The following is a 23,391-nucleotide window of genomic DNA, read 5'->3' on the forward strand; positions in this document are numbered from 1 at the left end:
CGCGGTCAGACCAGGGTCTTGAGGACGGCCGGGTCGTAGGGGACGGTCTGGGCCAGCTCACCGCGCAGCGCCTTCGCCGCCCAGTCCGGGTTGGCCAGCAGCGTCCTGCCCACGGCGACGAGGTCGAACTCGTCCCGCTCCAGGCGGGCCACCAGCTCCTCGATGCCGGTCAGGCCGGCCTGCTCGGTGAAGCCCTGGGCGAACTCGCCCACACCGTACTGCTGGTCCAGGCCGACGGAGCCGACCGTCACCGCGGCCCGGCCGCTGAGCTTGCGCACCCAGCCGGCCAGATTGAGCGGGCTGCCGTCGAACTCGGGCAGCCAGTAGCGGCGGGTGGAGGCGTGGAACGCGTCGACACCGGCCTCGGTCAGCGGCGCCAGCAACTGCGCCAGCTCGTCCGGGTTCTCCGCGATGCGGGCCTCGTAGTGGTTGACCTTCCACTGGGAGAGCCGGAAGAGGACCGGGAAGCCCGGACCGACGGCCGCGCGGATCGCCTGCACGATCTCGGCGCCGAAACGGGCACGGGAGGCCGGGTCTCCGCCGTAGCGGTCGGTACGCCGGTTGGTGCCGCGCCACAAGAAGTCGTCGATCAGGTAGCCGTGCGCGCCGTGCAGCTCCACACCGTCGAACCCGAGCCGCTCCGCGGCTGCGGCGGCCTCCGCGAAGGCGGCCACCGTTTCGTCGATGTCCCGCCGGGTCATGGCACGACCGGCCGGTGCGCCGTCCAGTCCGAGCCCGGACGGGCCCTCCGCAGGCGGTTCCGTTCCGAAGCGCGCGGCCCCGGTGTGCCACAGCTGAGGAATGATCCTGCCGCCGGCCTGGTGCACCCGCCGCACCACGTGGGCCCAGCCGGCGAGCGACTCCTCGCCGTAGAAGCGGGGCACGTTGTCGTACGCGGCGGCGGCGGCCCGATTGATGTAGGTGCCCTCGGTGATGATCAGCCCGACCTGGTGGGCCGCCCGGCGGGCGTAGTACTCCGCCACGTCCGGGCCCGGCACGCCGCCGGCGGACTGCATCCTGGTCATCGGCGCCATCACGATCCGGTTGGGGACCGTGAGATCGCCCAGGGTGAACGGCTCGTCCAGGGTGGCCATTTTTCCTCCAGATTTGTCGGCACTGCTCACACGGAATTGTTTCTGCCGCGCACCGGTAGCGCATGATTATCGACCCTGCCGATAGCGGTGTCCAGCTTGCAGAGATCATTCCGGCTTGTATCGCATGATGCGATCCAGTGCATCGAAATAATCAGGTTGACCGTATCGGAGGGGCCGTTGATAGTGGTCATCGTGATTCCGCGTCACCACGATCGCCTCCCTTGTCGATCAATTGCGCGGACAGGCCTGTTGACGCAGGAAAGGGGGCGGAACCCGGAGTGAGCCGAGATCGCCTTACCGAAAAGACAGAAAAGTTCGCCGGCGAGCTGGAAGGCAAGCGGGCCGTGGTGACCGGCGGCAGCCGCGGTATTGGCGCCGCGATCGTGCAGCAATTGCTCGACGCCGGCGCCACCGTCGTGACCTCCGCCCGCAACCCCACCGAGCAGACTCCGTCCGCAGCCAAATTCGTCAGAGCGGACCTCAGTACGCCTGACGGAGTGCGAGATTTCGCGGACATCGCTCTGGAAAATCTCGGCGGAGTTGACATCATCGTCAATAACGCAGGTGGCTGCCGAACCTTTCAGAGCGCGCTGGACATCGAGAAGGACTGGCAGTACACGGTGGACATCAATTTCCTCGCGGCTGTCCGCCTCAATTCCGCACTTGTGCCGTCCATGCGGGAGAGCGGTGGCGGAGTTGTCGTACACGTGTCGTCGATTGCCACCATCGCGTCCTATCCGATGATCCTGCACTACGCAGCCGCCAAGTCCGCCCTGGAGACGTACAACAAGGGGCTCGCGGCCGAATTGGCGCCGCAAGGAATCCGGGTCGTCGCCCTCTCTCTCGGGAACGTCATGACGCCAGGGGCGGACGAGGCGCGCGAAAAGATAGTGGATTACCTCGGAAATGATTCCGTGGACTGGTCCGACGAAATCCCTCTCGGGCGCATCGGCCGGTCCGACGACATCGCGGAGGCGGTCGGCTTCCTGGTCTCCGAACGCGCCGCGTGGATCACCGGCAGCACTCTCGTCATCGACGGAGGGCGCACCGCGGCCCTGTCCTGAAAGCCCTTCACCAGTGACCACGTATGCGCAGGCAACCATCTGCCAGGACTGAAAGGACCGACACGATGACCGCCACAGGGGAAGGGGTACGGGCCTACCCGTTCGGCCCGGTCGACCGACTCGAAGTGGACCCGAAGCTGGCCGAGATCTGCGGCGAACAGCCGGTGCTGCGCGTGAGTCTGCCCTACGGCGGCGACGCCTGGCTGGTCACACGGCACGCGGACGTCAGGGCGGTACTGGCCGATCCCCGATTCAGCCGCGCCGCCGCCGTGGGCGAGGACATCCCCCGCACGGTCGCCACCGGTCTGCCCAGCACCTCCATGCTGAGCATGGACCCGCCGGAGCACAGCCGACTGCGGCGCCGGGTGGCCAATTCGTTCACCGTACGTCGTGTCGAAGCGCTCCGCCCGCGCGTCCAGCACATCGTGAACGGACTGCTCGACACCATGATCGCCGCAGGTGGGCCCGCCGACCTGACCCAGACGCTGACCTGGCCGCTGCCGATCACGGTCATCTGCGAACTGCTCGGCGTGCCCGTCGCCGACCGCGACCGCTTCAACGTCTGGGTCGACGGCTTGCTGATGCTGTCCGATCCGGCGCAGTCCATGGAGGCCCGGGGACACCTCAACGACTATCTCGCCGGCCTGGTCGCACTCCGCCGCACCACCCCCACCGACGACCTGCTCGGTGAGCTGGCCAATGTGGCGGACGAGGAGGACCGGCTCCTGGACGAGGAACTGGTCAGCCTCGGTGTCAGCCTGCTCTCCGCGGGCCAGGAGGCCACCGCCAACCAGCTCGGCAACTTCGTCTACACGCTGCTGACCAGACCCGATCTCTGGCAGAAACTCGTCGCCGACCCCGCACTGGTGCCCGACGCGGTCGAGGAACTTTCCCGGATCATCCCGATCAGCGCGTCCGCCGGCTTCACCCGCATCGCCATCGAGGACGTGGAGCTGAGCGGGCAGACCATTCGCGCGGGCGACGCGGTGGTCGCCGAGCTGGGGATCGCCAACCGGGATCCCGAAGTGTTCGACCACCCGGAGGAGATCGACTTCCACCGGGGGAACGTTCCGCACGTCACCTTCGGCCACGGCGTCCACCACTGCCTCGGCGCGCAGCTGGCCAGGATGGAGCTGCGAGTCGTGCTCGAATCACTGCTCCGCCGACTGCCCGGCCTGCGCCTCGCCGTGCCGGTCGACCAGATCTCCTGGCGTACCAACCGGCTGATCCGCGGGGTGGACGCGCTGCCGGTCAGCTGGTGAGGCCCGCACGCGCCCGCGGGCGCGTGCGCCACGGACACCGGCACGGCCGGACGCCACACCGCGCGCACGTCACCGCGGGCCGCTGCGCGCGGTGACGTGCTGATTCCATGACCGGCCGACACACGTAATCAAAGGCCCGGCGACGTCCACAGCCAGGACGCGCCGGCATCACCGGGACGCCGAGGGAGACCTGATCATGACCGAGCCACCGGAGGCGGTCACCGCGGCAGTGCATGACCCCGACAAGGGACTCGCCGAGGTCATGGCGGCCGTACTGGAGGGCTACGGGGACCGGCCGGCGCTCGGTGAACGCGCCGAGGAAGCCACGACAGCGCGGCTGCTCCCCAGGTTCGACACCATCAGCTACCGCGAACTGTGGGCGAGAGTCCGCGCGGTGGCCGGCACCTGGCACCACGACCCGCGGCATCCGCTGAGCGCCGGCGACCGGATCTGCGTCCTCGGCTTCGCCAGCACCGACTACGCGACGCTCGACCTCGCGTGCATCCACTCCGGTGTCGTGGCCGTGCCTCTGCAGTCCAGTGCGCCGCTGTCCCAGCTGACGCCGATCATCGCGGAGACGGAGCCGCGCGCCCTCGCCACCAGCATCGAGCGACTGGACACCGCCGTCGAAGCCGTGACCGGGGAAAGCTCGATCCAGCACGTGATCGTCTTCGACTACCGTCCCGAAGTCACCGACCAGCGAACCGCCTTCGAGTCCGCCCGGCGTCGCCTGGCCGAAGCCGGCCGCCCGGTGGTCATCGACTCACTGGCCACGCTGATCGAACGCGGAACGGGCCTGCCGCCCGCCCCGCTGTTCACCGCCGAAGCGGGGGACGATCCGCTGGCCCTGCTCATCTACACGTCCGGCAGCACCGGAACCCCCAAGGGGGCCATGTACACCCAGCGGCTGGTCGGCACCGCGTGGTACGGATTCAGCTACGGGGCGGCGGATGGACCCCCGGTCAGCATCCTCTACATGCCGCAGAGCCATCTCGCGGGCCGCTACGCCCTGATGGGCTCACTCGTGCGGGGCGGGGTCGGCTACTTCACCGCCAGGAGCGACCTGTCCACCCTGTTCGAGGACATCGCGCTGATCCGTCCCACCGAGCTGACCATGGTCCCGCGCCTGTGCGACATGCTCTTCCAGCAGTACCGGAGCGAACTGGGCCGCAGAGCCGGCGAGCCGGGTGACGTCGAGACAGCGGTCATGACGGACCTGCGCGAGAACTTCCTGGGCGGACGCGTCGCCAAGGCGTTCTGCGGGACCGCCCCGCTGTCCGCGGAGGTCGCGGCCTTCGTGGAGTCCTGCCTGAACCTCCACCTGTACACCGGTTACGGTTCCACGGAGGCCGGGGGAGTCCTGCTCGACACGGTGGTGCAACGCCCGCCCGTGATCGACTACAAGCTGGCCGACGTCCCGGAACTGGGCTATTTCCGCACCGACTTACCGCATCCGCGCGGGGAACTGCTGCTCAGGACGGAAAGCATGATTCCCGGCTACTACAAGCGGCCCGAGGTCACCGCCGAGATCTTCGACGAGGACGGCTACTACCGGACCGGCGACGTCATGGCCGAGCTCGGACCCGACCGGTTGGTCTATGTCGACCGCACCAAGGACACCCTGAAGCTGTCCCAAGGCGAATTCGTGGCCGTCTCCCGCCTGGAGACCGTCTTCGCCGGCAGCCCCCTCATCCGGCAGATCTATGTGCACGGCAACAGCGAACGCGCCTACCTGCTCGCGGTGGTGGTGCCCGCGCCCGGCGCCCGGGCCGACGGCGGCGAAGGGTCCGGTTCACTCAAGTCGCTGCTCAGCGAGGCGCTCCAGCAGATGGCCCGGGAAGCCGAGCTCAACTCGTACGAGATCCCGCGTGACTTCCTGATCGAGACCGAACCCTTCAGCCCGGAGAACGGCCTGCTCTCCGAGAGCCACAAACTGCTGCGCCCCAGGCTCAAGGAGCGCTACGGGCAGGCGCTCGACCGGCTGTACGACGAGATCGCCGAGGGTCAGGTCAGGGAGGTGCGCGAGCTGCGTCGAGCCGCTGCGGACCGGCCGGTGCTGGAGACGGTCACCGGGGCCGTCCAGGCAATGCTGGGCTGTCCGGACACCGCTCTGCGCGCCGACGCGCACTTCACGGACCTGGGCGGGGACTCCCTGACCGCGCTGTCCTTCTCGCTCCTCATGAAGGAGATCTTCCACATCGAGCTTCCGGTCGGGGTGGTCATCAGCCCGGCCAACGATCTGGCCCGGCTGGCGAGATACATCGAGGCGGAGCGCGAGTTTGGGGCGGAGCGGCCCACATTCGCTTCCGTGCACGGCGAGCACAGCACCGAAGTCCGCGCCGGTGACCTCACCCTGGACAAGTTCATCGGCGCGCGGACGCTCGCCGCCGCGCCGACGCTGCCCCGCCCCCGCGGTGCCGTGCAGGCCGTCCTGCTGACCGGGGCCAACGGCTACCTCGGCCGGTTCCTGTGCCTGGAATGGCTGGAGCGGCTGGCGCCCTCGGGCGGCAAGCTGATCTGCGTCGTACGCGCGAGCGACGCGGCTGCCGCTGCGAAGCGGCTGGAGGAGGCATTCGACAGCGGTGACGCGGAACTGCTCCGGCGGTACCGGGATCTGGCCGAAGGCACCCTGGACGTACTCGCGGGCGACATCGGCGAGCCGCACCTGGGCCTGGACGAGGACACGTGGAACGGCCTGGCCGACACCGTGGACCTGATCGTCCACCCGGCTGCCCTGGTCAACCACGTACTGCCGTACCGGCAATTGTTCGGTCCCAACGTCGTCGGCACGGCAGAGCTGATCAGGCTGGCGCTCACCGCCCGGATCAAGCCCGTCACCTATGTGTCGACCGTCGCCGTGGAGGCCGGAGCAGGGATGCCGGCTCTCGGAGAGGACGCCGACATCCGCGGCGCCGGCCCGGTGCGGCGGATCGACGAGGGCTACGCCAACGGGTACGCGACCAGCAAATGGGCGGGGGAGGTCCTGCTCCGGGAGGCACACGACCTGTGCGGCCTGCCGGTCACCGTCTTCCGGTCGGACATGATCCTCGCGCACAGCAGCTACCAGGGCCAGCTGAACGTCCCCGACCTGTTCACCCGCCTGCTGCTGAGCCTGCTCGCCACGGGCATCGCGCCGGCCTCGTTCTACCGGACCGGTGACCGCGCGCACTACGACGGTCTGCCGGTCGACTTCACCGCGGAGGCCGTCACCGCGCTGGGCGCGCGGGCCACCGACGGCTACCGGACCTTCAACGCGCTGAACCCGCACGACGACGGCATCTCGCTGGACACCTTCGTCGACTGGCTCATCGAGGCAGGCCACCCGATCCGGCGGATCGACGGCTACGGCGAATGGCTCACCCGCATCACGGCGGCGCTCCGCGCCCTGCCGGAGAGGCAGCGTCAGCACTCGCTGCTGCCCCTGCTGCACGCCTTCGCGCAGCCCGGGGAGGCCGTCCCCGGGTCGGCGATACCCGCGGACCGGTTCCATGCCGCCGTGCACGCCGCGAAGGTCGGCCCCGGCCAGGACATCCCCCATCTGTCGGCGGCTCTCATCACCAAGTACGTCACTGACCTGCGCCGGCTCGAACTCCTCTGAGAGCTGCGCCCCGGCCTTCGAACGGCGCAACGGCCCATCGGCGGCCGCACATTCGACGAGAGACAGCGGATGGGAACTCGATATGGGACAGGACATCGGCGAGCAGGCGATTTCGTTTCTGCGCTGTCTGGAGGCGTACGACTTCGCCGGGTGCCGGGCGATGTGCACCGGCGGCGCCACCGTGTGGCAGAACGACGGACAGGGGGCGCGGACGATCGATGCGACACTGCGGCGCTTCGAGGCCTTCGCCGCCGACGTCGATACGCTGCGGTACGACGTGATCCGCCAGTTCCGGAATACGAACGAGGTCCTCCAGCAGCAGGTGCTTCACCTGAGTGCGGCCGACGGGTCCGAGAGCAAGGTCCACGCCGCGGTCTGCTTCCGGTTCGAGGACGACGGCCTCATCGACCGGATCGAGGAGTACATCTACGAGGTCCCGACGGCCAGGACACTCTGATCCGCCCTCCCGCCCCCGTCGTCCGGCGCGCGACGCGGGCGGGGGCTTCGCGTGCCGGTTGCGACCCGCGGCCGGGGCGCCAAACATGGACATGGGCGATCTCCGCCTCGAACAGCCGTCACCAGCAGCGGCCGAGAAGGCCGCGCGACGACGCACTCGTGTGACCGACCCGAGGAAAGGCCATGACCGAACTCCCGCCCCCCATCACCCCCTGCCTCGAACCCGCCGCGAAGGCGCTGGCCGAGGCCACGGACCCGCACCCCCGGATCTACGAGGTCCCGCCGGAAAAGGGCCGTGCCATCCTCGCCGACCTGCAGAGCGACACCAGCGTGCCCCGCCCCGAGGTCGACGAGGAGTGGGTCGAGGTCGACGCCGGTGAGTGGGGTACGGTCCGCACTCGCATCATCCGCCCCAAGGGCGTGAGCGGCCCGTTGCCGGTGTTGTTCTTCATCCACGGCGCAGGCTGGGTCTTCGGCGACGACAAGACCCACGACCGCCTCTTCCGGGAACTCACCGTCGGCGCGGGCGCGGCGGGTGTCTTCCCCGTCTACGACCGGGCGCCGGAGGCCAAGTACCCCACCCAGGTGGAGCAGAACTACGCCGTGGGCCAGTGGGTCGTGAAGCACGGCGGGGAGAACGGCATGGACACCTCGCGCATCGCCGTCGCCGGCGATTCGGTCGGTGGCTGCATGTCGACGGTGTTCGCGCTGATGAACAAGGACCGCGGCGGGATCGACCTCAAGGCCGAGGTCCTGCTCTACCCGGTGACCGACGCGGACTTCGGCACCTCGTCCTACCAGCAGTTCGCCGAGGGCTACTACCTCACCCGCGACGGCATGAAGTGGTTCTGGGACGCCTACACCACCGACCCCGCTCAGCGCGCCGAGGTGTACGCCTCCCCGCTCCGGGCGCCCCTGGAACAGCTCCGGGCGCTGCCGCCCACCCTGGTCATCACCGACGAGGCGGACGTGCTGCGCGACGAGGGCGAGCAGTACGCCAACAAGCTCCGTGAGGCGGGCGTCGACGTCACCTCGGTCCGGGTGGCGGGCATGGTCCACGACTTCCTGCTCCTGGACAGCCTGCGCGACACCAGGGCCGCCAACATCGCCCGCAAGATCGCCATCGACTACCTGGGGTCGGCACTGCACGACAGTTGAACCGGCGGGGACACCGCCGGAGAAGAGACGCGCGGGTGAGTACCCGGGGCGCCTGCGGCGGCCTGCTACGCGGCGCGCCTCGCCGTGTTCAGCCAGGTGCGGTACCGGCGCAGTGCCCCTCGCTGCTTGAGCTGCTCGGTGAGGAGGGCGATCGCCGGGTGGGTGTTGGGCGTGGGGCGGCTGCCGCGGGCGATCCTGCGCATCTGGTGGCGGACCTGCGCCATGCCCGCGGCCGAGGCGAGTGCCTTGTCGGACCAGGTCACCGGCCGCAACTGCCGGTCGGCCTCGCGGCCGGTCCGCCAGCGCTCGGGCAGGTCCGGGGTGACGGCGAGGGCGGTGCCCATCCCGATGATCGCCACACCGCTGTCGAGGACCCTCTCGGCAGTCTCGCGCCGGGTGATGCCGCCGGTGAGCATCAGCGGCAGCGGGCTGCTTTTGACCAGGTCCTTCGCCAGCTCAAGGAAGTACGCCTCGCGGGCCTGGGTGCGCGCATCGGCCGGACGGCCGGACATCGCCGGGCTCTCGTAGCTGCCGCCGGAGAGCTCGACCAGGTCGACGCCGAGCGGCGCGAGCATCTCGATCACCTGGCGTGCGTCGTCGGCGTCGAAGCCGCCTCGCTGGAAGTCTGCGGAGTTGAGCTTGACCGCGACGGCGAAGGACGGGGAGACGGCGGCACGGACGGCGCGGACGATGTCAAGCAGCATCCGGGCCCGGTTCTCCAGCGAACCGCCCCACTGGTCGGTGCGCCGGTTGACCAGGGGGGAGAGGAACTGCGACAGCAGATAGCCGTGCGCGGCATGGATCTCCACCCCGTCGAATCCGGCCTGCTCGGCTCGCCGGGCGGTGACGGCGTACCGGGTCACGGTGGCCCGGATCTGCTCGGGCGTCATGGCGACGGGGCGGCCGAAACGGCCGCTGTGCCTGCCCAGGTCGACGGCGACCGCGGAAGGGCCCCACACGACGCCGGGCATGTCGGAGCCGATCTGGCGGCCGGGATGGTTGATCTGCATCCAGACCGATCCGCCGCCGGACTTGCCGGCCTCGGCCCACTCGGCGAACGGCTCCAGCGGAGCGGCAGCGTCGAGCACCACACCGGCCGGGCCGGTCAGCGCCTCGGCGTGGACCATGGCGTTGCCGGTGATCAGCAGTCCGGTGCCGCCGGCGGCCCAACGCCGGTACAGACCGAACAACTCCTCGTCCGGGAGCTGGCCGTCGGCGGCCATGTTCTCCTCCATGGCCGCCTTGGCGATCCGGTTGTTCAGTACCTGCCCGGAGGGCAGGGGCAACGGCGTGAACAACTCACTGGTCATCCGGGTTCCCTCTCGATTCGATCTCGATCGCTTACGATGTATGCAGCGTTCACATTAGGGCAGCGATGTGAGCGGCGTAAACATGAGGGAGTGTGACCTATGTCGCAAGCGAGCGGCACGTACCACCACGGCGATCTGCGCGCCGCCTGTCTGCGCGCCGCGCGGGAGCTGCTGGAGGAGGACGGCAGCGCCGGACTGTCCCTGCGGGCGGTGGCGCGGCGCGCCGGCGTGTCGGCGACAGCTCCCTACCGGCACTACGCGGACCGTGACGCGCTCGTCTCGGCGGTGGCCGCGCAGGGCTACCGCGAACTCGCCGGACATCTGGCCTCGGCGCACCCCTCGCCCTCGACGCCCGACGAACTCGCGGCGGTCGCCGTCGCCTACGTCCGTTTCGCGCTGGAGCGTCCCGCGCTGTTCCGGGTGATGTTCGCGGAGCCCTGCGATCCGGACAGTGAGGAACGGGTCAGCGCGACCACCGCCATCTCGGAATACGTCCGCGGCATCGTCCGCCGCACCTTCCCCGGCGCCGATCCTGACGCGCTGTCCACCACGGTGTGGGCCCTCGTCCACGGCCTGGCGTTCCTGCACCTCGACGGCAAGCTCGACACCTCCACTCCCGAGGTGGTGGCCGGCCAGGTGCGCGCCGCCGTCCACGCGCTGTTCACCGCCTCTGCGGCGCTGTCACCGACGACCGCCGCACCGCACGTGCAGGCAGAGGCGTAACGGGTCACGTTCCCTTGGGTTGCGGAGGGTGTCGTGCATTGCGGTGTCACCCCGGGTGGTGAATCCGTGGGCGGCAGTTCCGAAACCGGCGTCGGGGATGTCGCAAGTGTTGATGGGAATGCGCTCGTGACGGTGAGCGGGAAGGTGCGGCTGAGGCCGTTCCCGACAGCGGCACTCTCCCAGCGCAAGGCCGAGCGCCTCGAACAGCAAGTCGCCGGCCTGAAGGAACGCCTGGTCGACCGGGATGAGGATCTCCAGGCCGCCCGCACCACCGGTCGGTACGAATCAACGGGCGCAACCTCCGATGCCCGTCCGTCCGCAAGGCGGGTGTCCTCGCGTTGCCTTCGCCCCGACAGGCATGACCTGCGCCGTCCGTTCCGTCTTCAGCGCCTGGCCCGGTCGGCTGCTTCGCGGGTGATGTCGGCGTAGAGGCGGAAGAGAGCCGGGCGAGCTTCGCCCTGGTCGCGTTCGTGCAGGGCCGCCCAGCACCCGGCGATGAGCTCCCGGGCATGGGTGCCGGGCCAGGGCTGGGGCAGGAGCTGAGGCGGCAGCAGCGGGTCTGGCTCGATGGCGCGGGTGAGTTCGGCGGCCAGCTCGACAGCGATGGTGAGCAGTGCGGACGGGGAGGGTTCGGCAGGGCCGGTGAGCCGGGCGAGGCGGGGCCGGGCGATGCGGCTGAGGCGGTGGTAGCGGTCGGCGATCTCCTGCAGGGGCCACAGACGGCGGGCGAGTTCGCCGGGCTCTCGGGTGTCACCCCTGCGCAGGTCCGTCGTGGTGAGAAGGGTGAGCACGCCGTGGGCGCCCAGGCGGTGGGCCGCTTCCTCGACGTACGGTTCCCAGGTGTTGGCGCAGACGTACAATCCGCCCTGGAGCGGGGCGCCGCCGAGGTGGACGAGCTTCTCGCGCAGGGCGTCCCGGGCGGTGCGCGCCGATTCGGGCACCGCGAAGGCGGCCAGGTGCCAGACACCGTCCCAGGGCGCGAGCCCGGCGTCCTGTTGGAATGCGTGCCGCAGGAAGTCCGCGTTGGGGGCGAGGGCGCGCGTGGTGTCCGTGGTCGCGTGCAGCTCCGCCTTGCGGCCTCGGCCTTCATGGGTGAACCGGCCTTCGGTCACGAGGCGTTTGACGCACAGCCGTACCTGCTGGTCGCTCATGCCCAGAGTGTTGGCGACGGTGTACAGCTCGTCCGCGCCGACGGTGCCGTCCTCGCGGATCAGCGCGTGGACGAGCATGCGGGTGGGGACCTCGACGTGGTCGGTCTCGGCGCTCACAGTTCTCTGACCTCTCTTGTTCCGACCGGGCGGTGCATGGTGGTCACCGCGCCGAATCCGAGCAGCCTGCGGAGGCAGGGCGTGTGCTCGGTTCGTACGGCCGTGAAGCCGCGCCGCTCGTACAGGGCCCTGGCGCGCGGGTTGGTGTCGATCACGTCCAGTCTGATCTCCCGGCAGTCCTGCTCCGCCGCGACGGCGGCTACTTCCTCGATGAGCAGGCTCCCGACGCCGCGGCCGCGCATGGCCGGCTCCACGGCGATGCCGTCCATGACGAGCTGTCCGGGGGCCGGGTGACGTTCGAACAGGGCGAGGAGCAGGAGTCGGCGCAGTCCGCGTAGGTGCCCGTACGCGCGCAGCACGGCGCGGGCCGATCCCCCGGTGAGGGCCCGCCCGCCGTGCTGGTAGCCGGCGAGGCCGACGAGTTGCCCGTCGAGGAGTGCGCAGACCGCTCGATCGGTGTTCAGGTGGGCGGCGATGAAGGGCACCGCCTTGCCCGCCGGGTTCAGGGCGGGACCGAGTTTGCGGCCGAAGGCGTCCCAGTACAGCTCCGCCGCCCGCCGCTCGGCTCCAGTCGGAACGCCCCGCCGCACTGTCACCGGTCCGGCCCCGGGGCCTGTCGTGTCCAGTCCCATGCCGTGCCCCTTTCCCGCTGAAACCGAGAGTCAAATCTAACAGATTGTCGACGACCGTTTTTGTAGTGATAGTTTTGGTGTTCGAACCCGAACGGAGGCGGCCATCCCATGCGTCCAAAGACCCAGCCCCGGCGGCGCGGGCTCCGCACCGCTGTGTGGTCACTGGTCACGGTCCTGATCGTGGCCGCCGGCCTCGTCGGTGTGGTGCTGTGGCAGAACTCCTACGACATGGACGAGCAGCGGGTCTCGATCCGTCACGGCGGCCACACCCTCAACGGCGTACTGGCCATCCCCAAGGACGGCCGCAAGCACCACGGTCTGGTCGTGTACGTCCACGGCGACGGTCCCGTCGACGCCACCCACGACGACGGTTACAAGCCCATGTGGGAGGCGAGCGCCAAGGCCGGGTACGCCTCCTTGTCCTGGGACAAGCCCGGCGTCGCGGGCGCACCCGGCGACTGGCTCGACCAGTCCATGGGCGACCGGGCCGACGAGGCAGCCGCCGCCATCGCCTGGGCGCGCGCCCGCCCGGACATCGACGGCGACCGGATCGGACTCTGGGGCGCCAGCCAGGCGGGCTGGGTCCTGCCGAAGATCGCCGCCAAGACGCCCGTGAGCTTTGTCATCGCCGTCTCGCCCGCGATCAACTGGCTCCAGCAGGGCCGCTACAACCTCCTCGCCGAGCTGCGCGCCGCCGACGCATCAGCAGCCCGCACCAAGGCGGAGGTCGCCAAGAGCGACACCACCCGCCGGCTGCTGGGACGCCACGCGTCCTTCGAGGAGTACGTCAGGGCGATGGGCGGCGACGCGGACGGCATGACCGCCGATCGCTGGGCCTTCATCTCCAAGAACCACACCGCGGACGCCACGCAGGACCTCCGTGCTCTGCGCGGCGTACCGGTGCTGCTGACCCTCGCGGGGCATGACATCAACGTGGACACCGCCGACACGGAGCGCACCTATCACAAGGTGCTGGACTCGGGCGGTGCATTGACGGTCAGGCGTTACCCGGACGCGACTCATTCGCTGCTCAAGCAGTCCATTGAGCAGTCGGACCTCAAGATCACGCTCACCGCGCTCTTCTCCCCCCACTCGCTCTTCGCGGACGGATTCCTGGACGGCCAACGACAGTTCCTCAAGGAACTCGGCCGAGGCAGCCACGCCACTTCATGACACGATGTGTCAGCTCGAGGACCGGCTCGGTCCCCCTGTCCGGTCGTGCGGAACAGGCGGACGGGGCAGCCGGTTCAGCTCGACTGGACTGCTGACCAACATGAGCCGGAAGCCCCCACCGCCCGCGATGCGGATTCTCGCCTTCGCCGGGCTCCTCGGCTTCGGCGCCCTTGTTCGCGGTCTGCCAGTCGCTCTGCCCGGTGACGTGGCCGGCCGGGTCGTGTCCCACGAGCAGAACGAAACCGCTCGCGGCGAAGGTCACGAGAGCCTCCACCCCCTTCAGGTCCCGCATCACGCAGCCACCGTCCGCACCAGGCGCCGCGCGCCACGTCGACCTGTCGAAGCGGGCGTGACCAGGACGAAGTCCGACCGGACGATGAAGTCACCTCCGCCGAGCCCAACACACGCGACATGGTGCCGGTACGGGGACGCGGCGCGCCTCAGCCCGCCGTGCCCGGCTTGACGCCCCATACGTACACGCGGTCGTCGATGTTCAGGAGGTCCCACAGGGCCGCCGCGTCGTCCACCGTCAGATTGACGCATCCGGCCGAGCCGCCGCCGTCGTACAGGTCCCCGGGGTGCCCGTGCAGTGCCTGGCCACCGTCGAAGAACTGGGAGTACGGCATGGGCGCGTCGTCGTAGAGGGTCGAGACATGATCCTTGTCGCGCCAGTAGATCGAATGCCAGCCGGGCCGCGTCTCCTGCGCGTCGCGGCCCGTGCGGATGGGAACCGGTCCGAATACCACCCGGTCTCCGGTCTGTACCCAGAGGAGTTGCCGGTCCATGTCGGTGCAGGTGACCCGGTACGAACGGGTCGGACAGTGGCCGGCGGCATTCGGGTCAGGGGCTGCCTCGACGGCGACCATGGTGCGGTAGGTACCGAGGTCGGCGAACCCATCGGTGCGCGAGACCTTGTGCTCGCGCTGGAACGTGCGGATCGCCGCGCAGTCGGCCGCGGACTGGCGGCCGTCCACGGGGCGGCCGAGGTGCTTCTCCATCGGGCGCTGGTAGGGGCCGGTGGGAGCGGTGCACGCGGCGGCCGGGCCGTCCGGTGCGGCGACGGTGGCGGGGGCTGAGCAGAGCACTGCCGTGGCGGCTGCGGCGGTCACGGCACTGGCAACGCGAACTGGGTGCACGGATGGCCTCCTGGCGGTGCGTGCGGGGCCCAGCCAGTGCATCAGCCCACCGGTTCGGTCGCCATACGTGAACGGCCGAACCGGTGAGCGGACGGGCTACGCGCGCCGGTCCTCGCAGCTCTTGCCCTTGCAGGGCTCACCCCGGGTGTTCTCGATCGTTGCCGTCACACCTGTGGTGCTGTTCTCCGCCGTCACCTGGTACGGCCCGGAGACCGGGTTCGCCGGCAGGACGTAGCCCTCCGGTACGGCGGTCTCGCGCAGGTAGTACGCGCCGAGCAGCAGGTCGTCGAAGGTGCACCCGCCGTCCCCGTCGGTGGAGCAGTCGTCGACCCGGGTGTCGGGCTCGGTGCCGCCGGTCTGGAGACCGGGGACGTCGTTGGTCTCGCGCCAGAGTTCGAAGACGGCGCCGGCCAGCGGCTCCCCGTTCTTGCGGTCCGTCTTCACCAGGTCGATCCGGCCGGTGCCGGGCGGCTCGGACGTGGCGGTGTTCTGCGCCTCGGTCTCGACGCCGGTGCCGGCGTTGCCCCGGGTGAGGACGAGAGGGCCGAAGACATTGGGGTCGGGCAGGTCGTAGCCGTCGGGGGCGGCGGTCTCACGCCAGTAGTAGGTGCCGGTCGTGGTGGTCGCGGCGCAGATGCCGTCGGCCGCAGTGGTGCAGGTGGTGACCCTGGTGTCGGGCGCGGTACCGGTGGTCTGGAGGCCGGGGACGTCGTTGGTCTCGCGCCAGAGTTCGAAGTCGGCTCCGGCGAGCGGAGCGCCGGTGTCCGTGTCGGTCTTCAGCACCCGGACCTCACCGGTCGTCGGCTGCGGTCCGCCGCAGTCCGGCAGGTCGCCGTTGAACGGGTAGGCATGGAACTCCTGGCCGCCGCCGCCCGTCGCGGAACTGGTGTGGGTGAGTGAACCGGTGGTGAAGAAGCGGCCATTGACGCCGGCCAGCCGCACATTGGTCATCGAGGACTGCTCACCCATCAGGAAGCTGCCCTGGAACTGACCGGTTCCCTGGAGGTCGGCCGTCGTGGCGTCGGGAAAGTTCCACAGCAGCCGCTCACGGTAGGCGTTCAGCGGGTCCGTGTCGTCGGAGATGCCACCGCTGTACGTGTTCAGCACCCGGTTCGTCCCGAGGACGTTGACCAGAACGGTCGCGTCGTCCGGAATGTCCGCGAAGACGATGCCCTGCTGCGCGCCGCCCGGCCCGACCATGTCGAAGTCGACGTTGAAGACCTGTAGTGCTGACGTCCCGTCACCGGTGAACAGCGTCTGTGTCCCCTGGTTGACGGCCGTGCCCGTCGGAGTGCGCGGCCGGCCGTCGACCCGGGCGTAACAGCGGCTGGCGTCCGTCAACTGGTCGCGCAGGCCGGAGTACGGCTCGACGGCGGCGTCGTCCTGGATCAACTCGCCGGTCACGGCGCCGGTCCGGGTACCCGCGTGCCGGACGATGCCCCGCTCGCCGAGCAGGCCGCCGGTCGTTTCCAGCCGCTGCCCGGCGGCGATGCTCACGTTGCCGCCGGTGGTCAGGAAGTCGGAGTCGACCGGAGGTGCCACCCGGGAGCCGACACCGGCGATGCCCAGGTTGTAGAGGCCGCCGGCGGACGTGTCCTTGTTCTGGTCGAAGTCGTCGAGCACGACGACGCGGCCCTCGGCTTCAGCGGCTCGCCCGCGTACCAGGAAGTCGTTCCCGACGAAGACGTTGATCGCGTCGTCCCGCCCGGCGATCTGGCCGTTGTTGATCTCGGGGAAGGGGTCCGGGCAACTGCCGGGGACGCAGGGCCCGAGCCCGCCGGGCAGGGGAGCGGCCACGGCGGGCGCGGCCGGCAGTCCGAAGGTGAGCACGGGCACGGCCATGGCGAGCACGGCGCAGGAGGTCCTGGTGAAACCGGCGCGCGAGCGCAGCGAGGCGAGGCGCTGAGGCATTGATCTCATAGCGGGCATTCTTTGCGGAGATTCGCTCTTCGGAGCGGATTGTGAACCGTGCTGCCGCAAAGGGCCGCCCCAAGCACTCGAACAGGCTAGGTCCGGCCCAATGGGCCCGTCCCCGCAGGGGATCCGGGTCCGGACCCGGCCACCGACGGCGCGCGGACCGGGCCGCACCGTTCTCCGTGGCGAGGCGACCGGCCACCGCTGACCGCGAGGGGGCGGGCTCACACGGGCTACCGGTGGATCGCCGGGGCCGGACCGGACGTCCGTGACTCCTGTGACGGTCCGGGGGATTAGGTTGGCGGAGAAAAGTTTTCGGGCAGCCGGACTCGCGATGGGGGCGAGCATGACCATGCTAAAAGGGGCCAATGTTCCGGTGGCGGCTCAGGCCGTGCGGGTCGAACTGGGGTGGCGCACCTCCCCGGGGACACCGGACGTGGACGGGTCGGCGCTCCTTCTCGTGTCGTCGGGAAAGGTGCGCAGCGACGCCGACTTCGTCTTCTACAACCAGCCCTCGCACGCATCCGGCGCGGTGCGCCACGAGGGCAAGCGCACCGCCGGTGCCGGGACGACGGACAGTCTCGCGGTCGACCTGGCGCGCATCGAGCCGGCCGTCGACCGGGTGGTCCTCGCGGCCTCCGCGGACGGCGGCACGTTCGGCCGGGTGACCGGGCTCTACGTACGGATCACGGACGCGGCGAGCGGCAGGGAGATCGCGCGCTTCGACAGCGCGGACGCGACGGTCGAGACCGCGTTCATCCTGGGGGAGCTCTACCGTCGCCAGGGCGCCTGGAAATTCCGCGCCGTCGGCCAGGGATACGACACCGGCCTCGAAGGGCTCGCGACCGACTTCGGGATTTCCGTCGACGAGCCGCAGCGGCCCCAGCCGGCTCAGCCGTACCACCAGCCCCAGATGCCCCAACAGCCTCAAAGCGCAACGCGGGTCGACCACCGGCAGCCGGCCCCGCCCGCCCCGCCGATGGCACCCCCGGTGCCGTCCGCACCCCCTGTCACCGCGCCCGTCCGCCTCACCAAGGTGACGCTCACCAAGGACGCGCCATCGGTCTCCCTCGCCAAACAGGGCGGCACTTCGGGCGCGCTTCGCGTCAATCTCAACTGGGAAGTGCGCAAACAGTTCAAGGGCTGGGGAAGCAAACTCGGCCGGGCGGTCGCCAACCACTCGGACCTCGATCTCGATCTCTGCGCCCTGTACGAACTGACCGACGGCCGCAAGGGAGTCGTGCAGGCGCTGGGAAACGCGTTCGGCGCTCTCCACCAGCCTCCTTACATCCATCTCGACGGGGACGACCGCACCGGTGCCGTCGCCACCGGCGAGAACCTCACCGTCAACCTCGACCACATGAACAAGCTCCGGCGGGTCCTGATCTTCGTCACCATCTATGAAGGCGCCCGGAGCTTCGCCGATCTCCACGCGAGCGTCACTCTCCAGCCCCAGCACGGCGCCCCGATCGACTTCTCGCTCGACGAGTGCACCGTCCCGTCCACCGTCTGCGCACTGGCGCTCCTGACCAACAACGGGGGAGACCTCACGGTGCAGCGCGAGGCCCGCTATCTCGTCCCCGAGCGCGGCGTGAGCCCGCAGCGCACCATCGACTACGCCTACGGGTGGGGCATGAACTGGACGCCCGGCCGCAAATAACCCCCCGGTGGTCCGGACGGCTCTGCCGCCGTCGGCCCACCGCCGGCTCGGTTCACCGGTCCGGCGCGGCCTCGGGACGGGCGTACGTACGCCCCTTCCAGGCCGCGCCGCGGCCCCGGTAGTGCTGCACCGCCGAATCGACCGTCATCAGCAGATAGAGCGCCGCGGTGAACGGCAGCAACGGCGCCGACCACAGCGACTGCCGGTAGTAGCCCAGCATCGGCAGATACGTCCCCGACATCACCGCCCACGCCAGCCCGCCCGCCCACGCCGCGGCCGGGTCACCGGCCAGCAGCCCGGCGACGAGCGCGACCGGCGGGACCAGATAGACCAGCGCGAGCCCCAGCACCGTTCCCAGCAGCAGCGCCGGACTGTGCCGCAACTGGGCGTACGCGCTCCGTGACACCATCCGCCACAGATCCGCCAGCCGCGGATACGGCCGCACACTGTCCACCCGCTCGGCGAGCCCCAGCCAGATCCGCCCGCCGCTGCGCTGCACCGCCCGCGCCAGCGACACGTCGTCGATCACCGCCTGCCGGATCGACTCCGGCACCCTCGCCCGCTCCGCCGCCCCGGTCCGCAGCAGCACACAGCCACCGGCCGCCGCGGCCGTCCGGGCGCCCGCACGGTTCACCCACCGGAACGGATAGAGCTGCGAGAAGAAGTACACGAAGGCGGGCACGACCAGCCGCTCCCAGAGGCTCGACACCCGCAGCCGGGCCATCTGCGAGACCAGGTCGAAGCCACCCGACTCGGCGGCGGCCACCAGCTCCCGCAGACTGTCCGGCTCGTGCGCGATGTCCGCGTCGGTCAGCAGCAGATAATCCGGATCCCTGGTCCGGGCCAGGGAGATCCCGTGCCGGACCGCCCAGAGCTTGCCCGTCCAGCCCGGCTCGGGCTCGCCCGGCGAGACGACCGTCACCGGCAGCCCCCCGTACCGCACGGACAGCGCGCGGGCCACCTCCCCGGTCCCGTCCTTGCTGCAGTCGTCGACGAGGAAGATCTCCGCCCGTCCCGGATAGTCCTGCGCCAGCAGCGACGGCAGGCTCACCGGCAGCATCTCGGCCTCGTCGCGTGCGGGCACCACCATCGCGACGGACGGCCAGCGGGCGGGAGCCTCCCTGCGGGGCAGCCGCTGGCCGGTCCGCCAGAAGAACCCCTGTCCCAGCAGCAGCCACACCCATGCGGCCAGCGAACCCACGGCGATCCAGGCAACGGCAGTCATTCGCCGCAGTCTGCCCCACCGGGACGGAACCGCAAGGGCGGTCGACTATGGTGACCGGGTGAAGATCGCGCTCATGGACTCAGGAATCGGTCTGCTCGCGGCAGCCGCCGAGGTACGCCGACTGCGGCCCGATGCCGATCTGGTGCTGTCCTCCGACCCCGACGGAATGCCCTGGGGACCGCGTACACCCGAATACGTGACCTCCCACGCGCTCGACGTGGCCCGCGCGGCCGCCGCCCACCGGCCGGACGCACTGATCGTCGCCTGCAACACGGCCTCCGTGCACGCCCTGCCGGCGCTCCGCGCCGAGTTCGAACCCACGCTGCCGGTCATCGGCACCGTCCCCGCGATCAAGCCGTCCGTCACCGGCGGCGGCCCGGTCGCGATCTGGGCCACGCCCGCCACCACGGGCAGCCCGTACCAGCGCGGACTCATCCGTGAATTCGCCGGCTCCGTCGACGTCACCGAGGTGGCCTGCCCGGGTCTCGCCGACGCCGTGCAGAACGCGGACGAGACCGCGATCGACCTCGCCATCGCCGCGGCCGCCGCCCGCACCCCGCACGACGTCCGGGCCGTGGTCCTGGGCTGCACCCACTACGAACTGGTCGCCGAACGCATCCGTGCCGCCGTGCGACAGCCGGGTCTGCCGCCCGTCGCGCTGCACGGTTCCGCGGGCGCCGTCGCCGCCCAGGCACTGCGCCGGATCGGTGCCGAACCCGCTCCGTCGGCCGAACCGTCCGCCGCTCTCGAAGTGCTGCTCAGCGGCCGCCCCGCCGAGCTGCCGGGGCCCGCTCTGGCCTACGCCGAGGGGCGGCTGCTGGGGGCGGTCAGCCCGGCCCGCTGACCTGGCGCGGGCCGTCCGGCCCATCCCCGGCGTGCGGATTCTTAAGTACGCTGCTTGACATGAGGGACCACCTCCGAAAACCCCGGCACAACGGAGCCGACGCCCGCTCCGCCGTCTGGATCGGCCGGGCCACCAACCGGGCCCAGTGGGTGCTCGCGGTCGCGGGCGCGGCCTGTCTGGCACTCGGCGTCCAGCTGGCCGTCACCTCCAACTGGACCTCCGGGATCGCCCCGCTGCTGATGTCCGTGATCGGCTGTGTCGCCGCCGGACTGCTCATGCTGTTCGGCACCCTCGCCTTCGTGAACGTCGCCGTCAGGATCGACGGGGACGCACTGGAGGTGCGCTGCGGCCACATGGGCGTCCCGCGCCGCCGGATCCTGCTCACCCACGTGGTGGGCGCGGAATTCGCCCCCGAGGTCACCCCGCGCCAATGGGGCGGCTGGGGCTACCGCTGGCGCCCCGAGCAGGGCACGGCCGTGGTGGTCCGCAGGGGCGAGGGCCTGGTGCTCAGGCTCGGTGACGGCAGGACGTTCACCATCACGGTCGACGACGCCGAGGCGGGCGTCCGGTTCATCCGCGAACGCCTGCAGCTGCCGGCGAGCGGCGCGACGGCCGGAGCCTGACCGGAACGACGGGGTACCGGATCCGTACGGGAAAGTGACGGAACGATCCGGTACGAAGGGTTCCACCACGCGGGCGCGGCTCCCGGACACACAGACGGCCACCGTAGACTCCGCCGGGTGAGCGCCACCATCACCTCAGTCGAAGCCGCGCAGCCGGCCACATCCCCCGTGTCCCGGACGCGACGCCTGGTACGGCCCGCCGCCGCGGTGATCGCGGGCGTCCTGCTGTACCTGAGCTTCCCGCCACGCCCCCTGTGGTGGCTGGTGCTGCCCGGATTCGCCCTGCTCGGCTGGGTGCTGCACCGACGACGGCTCCGCGCCGGATTCGGCCTCGGCCTGCTCGCCGGACTGGGCTTCATGCTGCCGCTGCTGCACTGGACCGGCGAGGAGGTCGGCCCGGTGCCGTGGCTGGCCCTGGCCGCCGCCGAGGCGTTGTTCATCGCGGTCGGCTGCATCGGGATCGCCGCGGTCAGCCGCCTCGCCTGCTGGCCGGTGTGGGCCGCCGCGGTCTGGGCGCTCGACGAGGCGGTCCGCGCCAGGGTGCCGTTCGGCGGCTTCCCGTGGGGCAAGATCGCCTTCGGGCAGGCGGACGGGGTGTTCCTGCCGCTCGCGGCCCTGGGGGGCACGCCGCTGCTCTCCTTCGCGGTCGTGCTGTGCGGCTTCGGTCTCTGCGAAGCGGTGCTTCGGTTCCGTGCCCACCGGCGCACCGGCACGCTGCCCAGGGCGGCCGTCGCCGCCGCGGCCGCGAGCGTCCTGGTACCCGTCGCCGGCGCGTTCGCCGCGCTGCCCCTCGTCGACGACTCGGCCGAGGACGGCACCGCGACCGTCGCCGCGATCCAGGGCAACGTGCCCCGGCTCGGACTCGACTTCAACTCCCAGCGCCGCGCCGTCCTGGACAACCATGTGAGCCGCACCGAGCAGCTCGCCCGGGAGGTGAAGGAGGGCAAGGTCCCGCAGCCCGACTTCGTCCTGTGGCCGGAGAACTCCTCCGACCTCGACCCGTACCGGAACGCCGACGCCCGGATCATCATCGACGACGCGGTGAAGGCGATCGGTGTGCCCACCGTGATCGGCGCGGTGGTCGAGCCCGAGAGCGGGAACCTGCGCAACACCCTCATCCAGTGGGATCCGAAGAAGGGCCCCGTCGACACGTACGACAAGCGCCACATCCAGCCGTTCGGCGAGTACATGCCGATGCGCTCCGTCGCACGGATCTTCAGCTCCGACGTGGACCGGGTGCAGCGCGATTTCGGCCCCGGGAAGAAGGTCGGGGTCTTCGACCTGGCAGGGACGAACGTGGGGCTCGTGACCTGCTACGAGGCCGCGTTCGACGACGCCGTACGGGACACCGTCATGCACGGCGGTCAGCTGATCGCCGTACCGAGCAACAACGCCACCTTCGGCCGCAGCGAGATGACCTACCAGCAGCTGGCCATGTCCAGGGTGCGGGCGGTCGAGCACAGCCGGTCCGTCGTCGTCCCCGTCACCAGCGGGGTCAGCGCCGTCATCCGCCCGGACGGGAAGATCGTCGAGAAGACGAAGCTGTTCACCCCGGACGCGCTCGTGGACGAGGTACCGCTGAGGTCCTCGCTGACGCCCGCGACCCGGATGGGCACGCTACCCGAAGGAGTGCTGGTGCTGATCGCCGTGGCCGGGCTCGGCCTGGTCGCCGTCCGTGCGGTACGGAGCCGACGCGGCCGGTGACCCTCCGGCTCGCCACGTAAGGTCGGATCCATGGCAACTCCTGATTTCATCCGCGAGATCCGCGCCACCGCGGGCCAGCAACTGCTCCTGCTGCCGGGCGTCACCGCCATCGTCTTCGACGACCAGGGCAGAGTGCTGCTCGGACGCCGTTCCGACACCGGTAAATGGTCGGTCATCGGCGGCATCTGCGAGCCGGGCGAACAGCCGGCGGCAACGGCGGAGCGCGAGGTGTACGAAGAGACGGGCGTGCACTGCGTCGCGGAGCGGGTGGTGCTCACCCAGGCCCTGGATCCCGTGCAGTATGCGAACGGTGACCGCTGCCAGTACCTCGACGTGACCTTCCGCTGCCGGGCGACCGGCGGCGAGGCCTGCGTCAACGACGACGAGTCGCTGGAGGTGGGCTGGTTCCCGGTGGACGCGCTGCCGCCGCTGAACGAGTTCGGGCTCTTCCGGATCAAGCAGTCGATGACCGACGGACCCACCTGGTTCGAACCCACCGCCCGGCAGTGAACAGCGTCGTCCGCCGGGCGGGCCCGGTCTCCCGGCC

Annotated in this window: 20 protein-coding genes; 12 read left to right on the plus strand and 8 right to left on the minus strand. The window is 70.4% G+C overall.

Annotated elements, in window-relative coordinates; genetic code table 11:
* Window positions 1–5: 5 nt before the first annotated feature.
* Complete coding sequence (locus ACFVH0_RS26875; protein WP_385824166.1) at window positions 6–1,094, minus strand: NADH:flavin oxidoreductase; 1,089 nt, start codon at window positions 1,092–1,094, stop codon at window positions 6–8.
* Between the two features lie 26 nt (window positions 1,095–1,120).
* Window positions 1,121–1,285, minus strand: coding sequence for a hypothetical protein (locus ACFVH0_RS26880; protein WP_385824168.1), 165 nt, complete (start codon window positions 1,283–1,285; stop codon window positions 1,121–1,123).
* An 87-nt stretch (window positions 1,286–1,372) separates the two neighbouring features.
* Between ACFVH0_RS26880 and ACFVH0_RS26885 the strand changes: the two genes are divergently transcribed.
* The 5 genes from ACFVH0_RS26885 (at window position 1,373) to ACFVH0_RS26905 (ending at window position 8,632) form a co-directional block, all read left to right on the plus strand.
* Window positions 1,373–2,158, plus strand: a complete 786-nt coding sequence (locus ACFVH0_RS26885; protein ID WP_385824170.1) for an SDR family oxidoreductase — start codon at window positions 1,373–1,375, stop codon at window positions 2,156–2,158.
* Window positions 2,159–2,223: 65 nt separating this feature from the next.
* On the plus strand, window positions 2,224–3,420 hold the full coding sequence (locus ACFVH0_RS26890) for a cytochrome P450 (protein WP_385824172.1): 1,197 nt from the start codon (window positions 2,224–2,226) through the stop codon (window positions 3,418–3,420).
* A gap of 196 nt (window positions 3,421–3,616) precedes the next feature.
* Window positions 3,617–7,018, plus strand: coding sequence for a carboxylic acid reductase (car, locus tag ACFVH0_RS26895; RefSeq protein WP_385824174.1), 3,402 nt, complete (start codon window positions 3,617–3,619; stop codon window positions 7,016–7,018).
* A gap of 82 nt (window positions 7,019–7,100) precedes the next feature.
* Entirely contained in the window at window positions 7,101–7,475 is a 375-nt protein-coding gene (locus tag ACFVH0_RS26900; RefSeq protein WP_385824176.1) for a nuclear transport factor 2 family protein, read from the plus strand.
* Between the two features lie 182 nt (window positions 7,476–7,657).
* Window positions 7,658–8,632, plus strand: a complete 975-nt coding sequence (locus ACFVH0_RS26905; RefSeq protein ID WP_385824178.1) for an alpha/beta hydrolase — start codon at window positions 7,658–7,660, stop codon at window positions 8,630–8,632.
* Window positions 8,633–8,697: 65 nt separating this feature from the next.
* On the opposite strand, the gene ACFVH0_RS26910 is transcribed toward ACFVH0_RS26905, so the two are convergent.
* Window positions 8,698–9,942 (minus strand): NADH:flavin oxidoreductase/NADH oxidase family protein, encoded by a 1,245-nt coding sequence (locus ACFVH0_RS26910; RefSeq protein WP_385824180.1) that lies wholly within the window; start codon window positions 9,940–9,942, stop codon window positions 8,698–8,700.
* Window positions 9,943–10,041: 99 nt separating this feature from the next.
* On the opposite strand from ACFVH0_RS26910, the gene ACFVH0_RS26915 reads away from it, so the two are divergent.
* Entirely contained in the window at window positions 10,042–10,665 is a 624-nt protein-coding gene (locus ACFVH0_RS26915; RefSeq protein ID WP_385824182.1) for a TetR/AcrR family transcriptional regulator, read from the plus strand.
* 383 nt (window positions 10,666–11,048) lie between these two features.
* On the opposite strand, the gene ACFVH0_RS26920 is transcribed toward ACFVH0_RS26915, so the two are convergent.
* A complete protein-coding gene (locus ACFVH0_RS26920) occupies window positions 11,049–11,894 on the minus strand; it encodes a PaaX family transcriptional regulator C-terminal domain-containing protein (protein WP_385824208.1) in 846 nt (281 codons plus the stop codon).
* A 35-nt stretch (window positions 11,895–11,929) separates the two neighbouring features.
* Window positions 11,930–12,565, minus strand: a complete 636-nt coding sequence (locus tag ACFVH0_RS26925) for a GNAT family N-acetyltransferase (protein ID WP_385824184.1) — start codon at window positions 12,563–12,565, stop codon at window positions 11,930–11,932.
* A 108-nt stretch (window positions 12,566–12,673) separates the two neighbouring features.
* Here ACFVH0_RS26925 and ACFVH0_RS26930 point away from each other — a divergent pair, with 108 nt between their 5' ends.
* Window positions 12,674–13,738 (plus strand): alpha/beta hydrolase family protein, encoded by a 1,065-nt coding sequence (locus tag ACFVH0_RS26930; protein ID WP_385824186.1) that lies wholly within the window; start codon window positions 12,674–12,676, stop codon window positions 13,736–13,738.
* A gap of 440 nt (window positions 13,739–14,178) precedes the next feature.
* On the opposite strand, the gene ACFVH0_RS26935 is transcribed toward ACFVH0_RS26930, so the two are convergent.
* Together ACFVH0_RS26935 and ACFVH0_RS26940 are read right to left on the minus strand one after the other, a co-directional pair.
* Window positions 14,179–14,916 carry a L,D-transpeptidase gene (locus ACFVH0_RS26935; protein WP_385824188.1) on the minus strand — a complete coding sequence of 246 codons (738 nt, stop codon included), beginning with the start codon at window positions 14,914–14,916 and terminating at the stop codon, window positions 14,179–14,181.
* A 54-nt stretch (window positions 14,917–14,970) separates the two neighbouring features.
* Window positions 14,971–16,794 (minus strand): choice-of-anchor A family protein, encoded by a 1,824-nt coding sequence (locus tag ACFVH0_RS26940; protein ID WP_385824190.1) that lies wholly within the window; start codon window positions 16,792–16,794, stop codon window positions 14,971–14,973.
* A 328-nt stretch (window positions 16,795–17,122) separates the two neighbouring features.
* Here ACFVH0_RS26940 and ACFVH0_RS26945 point away from each other — a divergent pair, with 328 nt between their 5' ends.
* Window positions 17,123–18,448 (plus strand): TerD family protein, encoded by a 1,326-nt coding sequence (locus ACFVH0_RS26945; protein ID WP_385824192.1) that lies wholly within the window; start codon window positions 17,123–17,125, stop codon window positions 18,446–18,448.
* 52 nt (window positions 18,449–18,500) lie between these two features.
* On the opposite strand, the gene ACFVH0_RS26950 is transcribed toward ACFVH0_RS26945, so the two are convergent.
* On the minus strand, window positions 18,501–19,673 hold the full coding sequence (locus ACFVH0_RS26950) for a glycosyltransferase (RefSeq protein WP_385824194.1): 1,173 nt from the start codon (window positions 19,671–19,673) through the stop codon (window positions 18,501–18,503).
* A gap of 58 nt (window positions 19,674–19,731) precedes the next feature.
* Here ACFVH0_RS26950 and ACFVH0_RS26955 point away from each other — a divergent pair, with 58 nt between their 5' ends.
* The 4 genes from ACFVH0_RS26955 (at window position 19,732) to ACFVH0_RS26970 (ending at window position 23,354) form a co-directional block, all read left to right on the plus strand.
* Window positions 19,732–20,517, plus strand: a complete 786-nt coding sequence (locus ACFVH0_RS26955; RefSeq protein WP_385824196.1) for a glutamate racemase — start codon at window positions 19,732–19,734, stop codon at window positions 20,515–20,517.
* A gap of 59 nt (window positions 20,518–20,576) precedes the next feature.
* Entirely contained in the window at window positions 20,577–21,140 is a 564-nt protein-coding gene (locus tag ACFVH0_RS26960; protein ID WP_385824198.1) for a hypothetical protein, read from the plus strand.
* Window positions 21,141–21,257: 117 nt separating this feature from the next.
* Window positions 21,258–22,844 carry an apolipoprotein N-acyltransferase gene (lnt, locus tag ACFVH0_RS26965; protein WP_385824200.1) on the plus strand — a complete coding sequence of 529 codons (1,587 nt, stop codon included), beginning with the start codon at window positions 21,258–21,260 and terminating at the stop codon, window positions 22,842–22,844.
* 30 nt (window positions 22,845–22,874) lie between these two features.
* Window positions 22,875–23,354: an NUDIX domain-containing protein gene (locus ACFVH0_RS26970; protein ID WP_385824202.1), complete on the plus strand. Its 480-nt coding sequence runs from the start codon at window positions 22,875–22,877 to the stop codon at window positions 23,352–23,354.
* Window positions 23,355–23,391 lie beyond the last annotated feature (37 nt).

This window comes from Streptomyces sp. NPDC127117, from assembly GCF_042677325.1.
Taxonomy (GTDB): Bacteria; Actinomycetota; Actinomycetes; order Streptomycetales; family Streptomycetaceae; genus Streptomyces.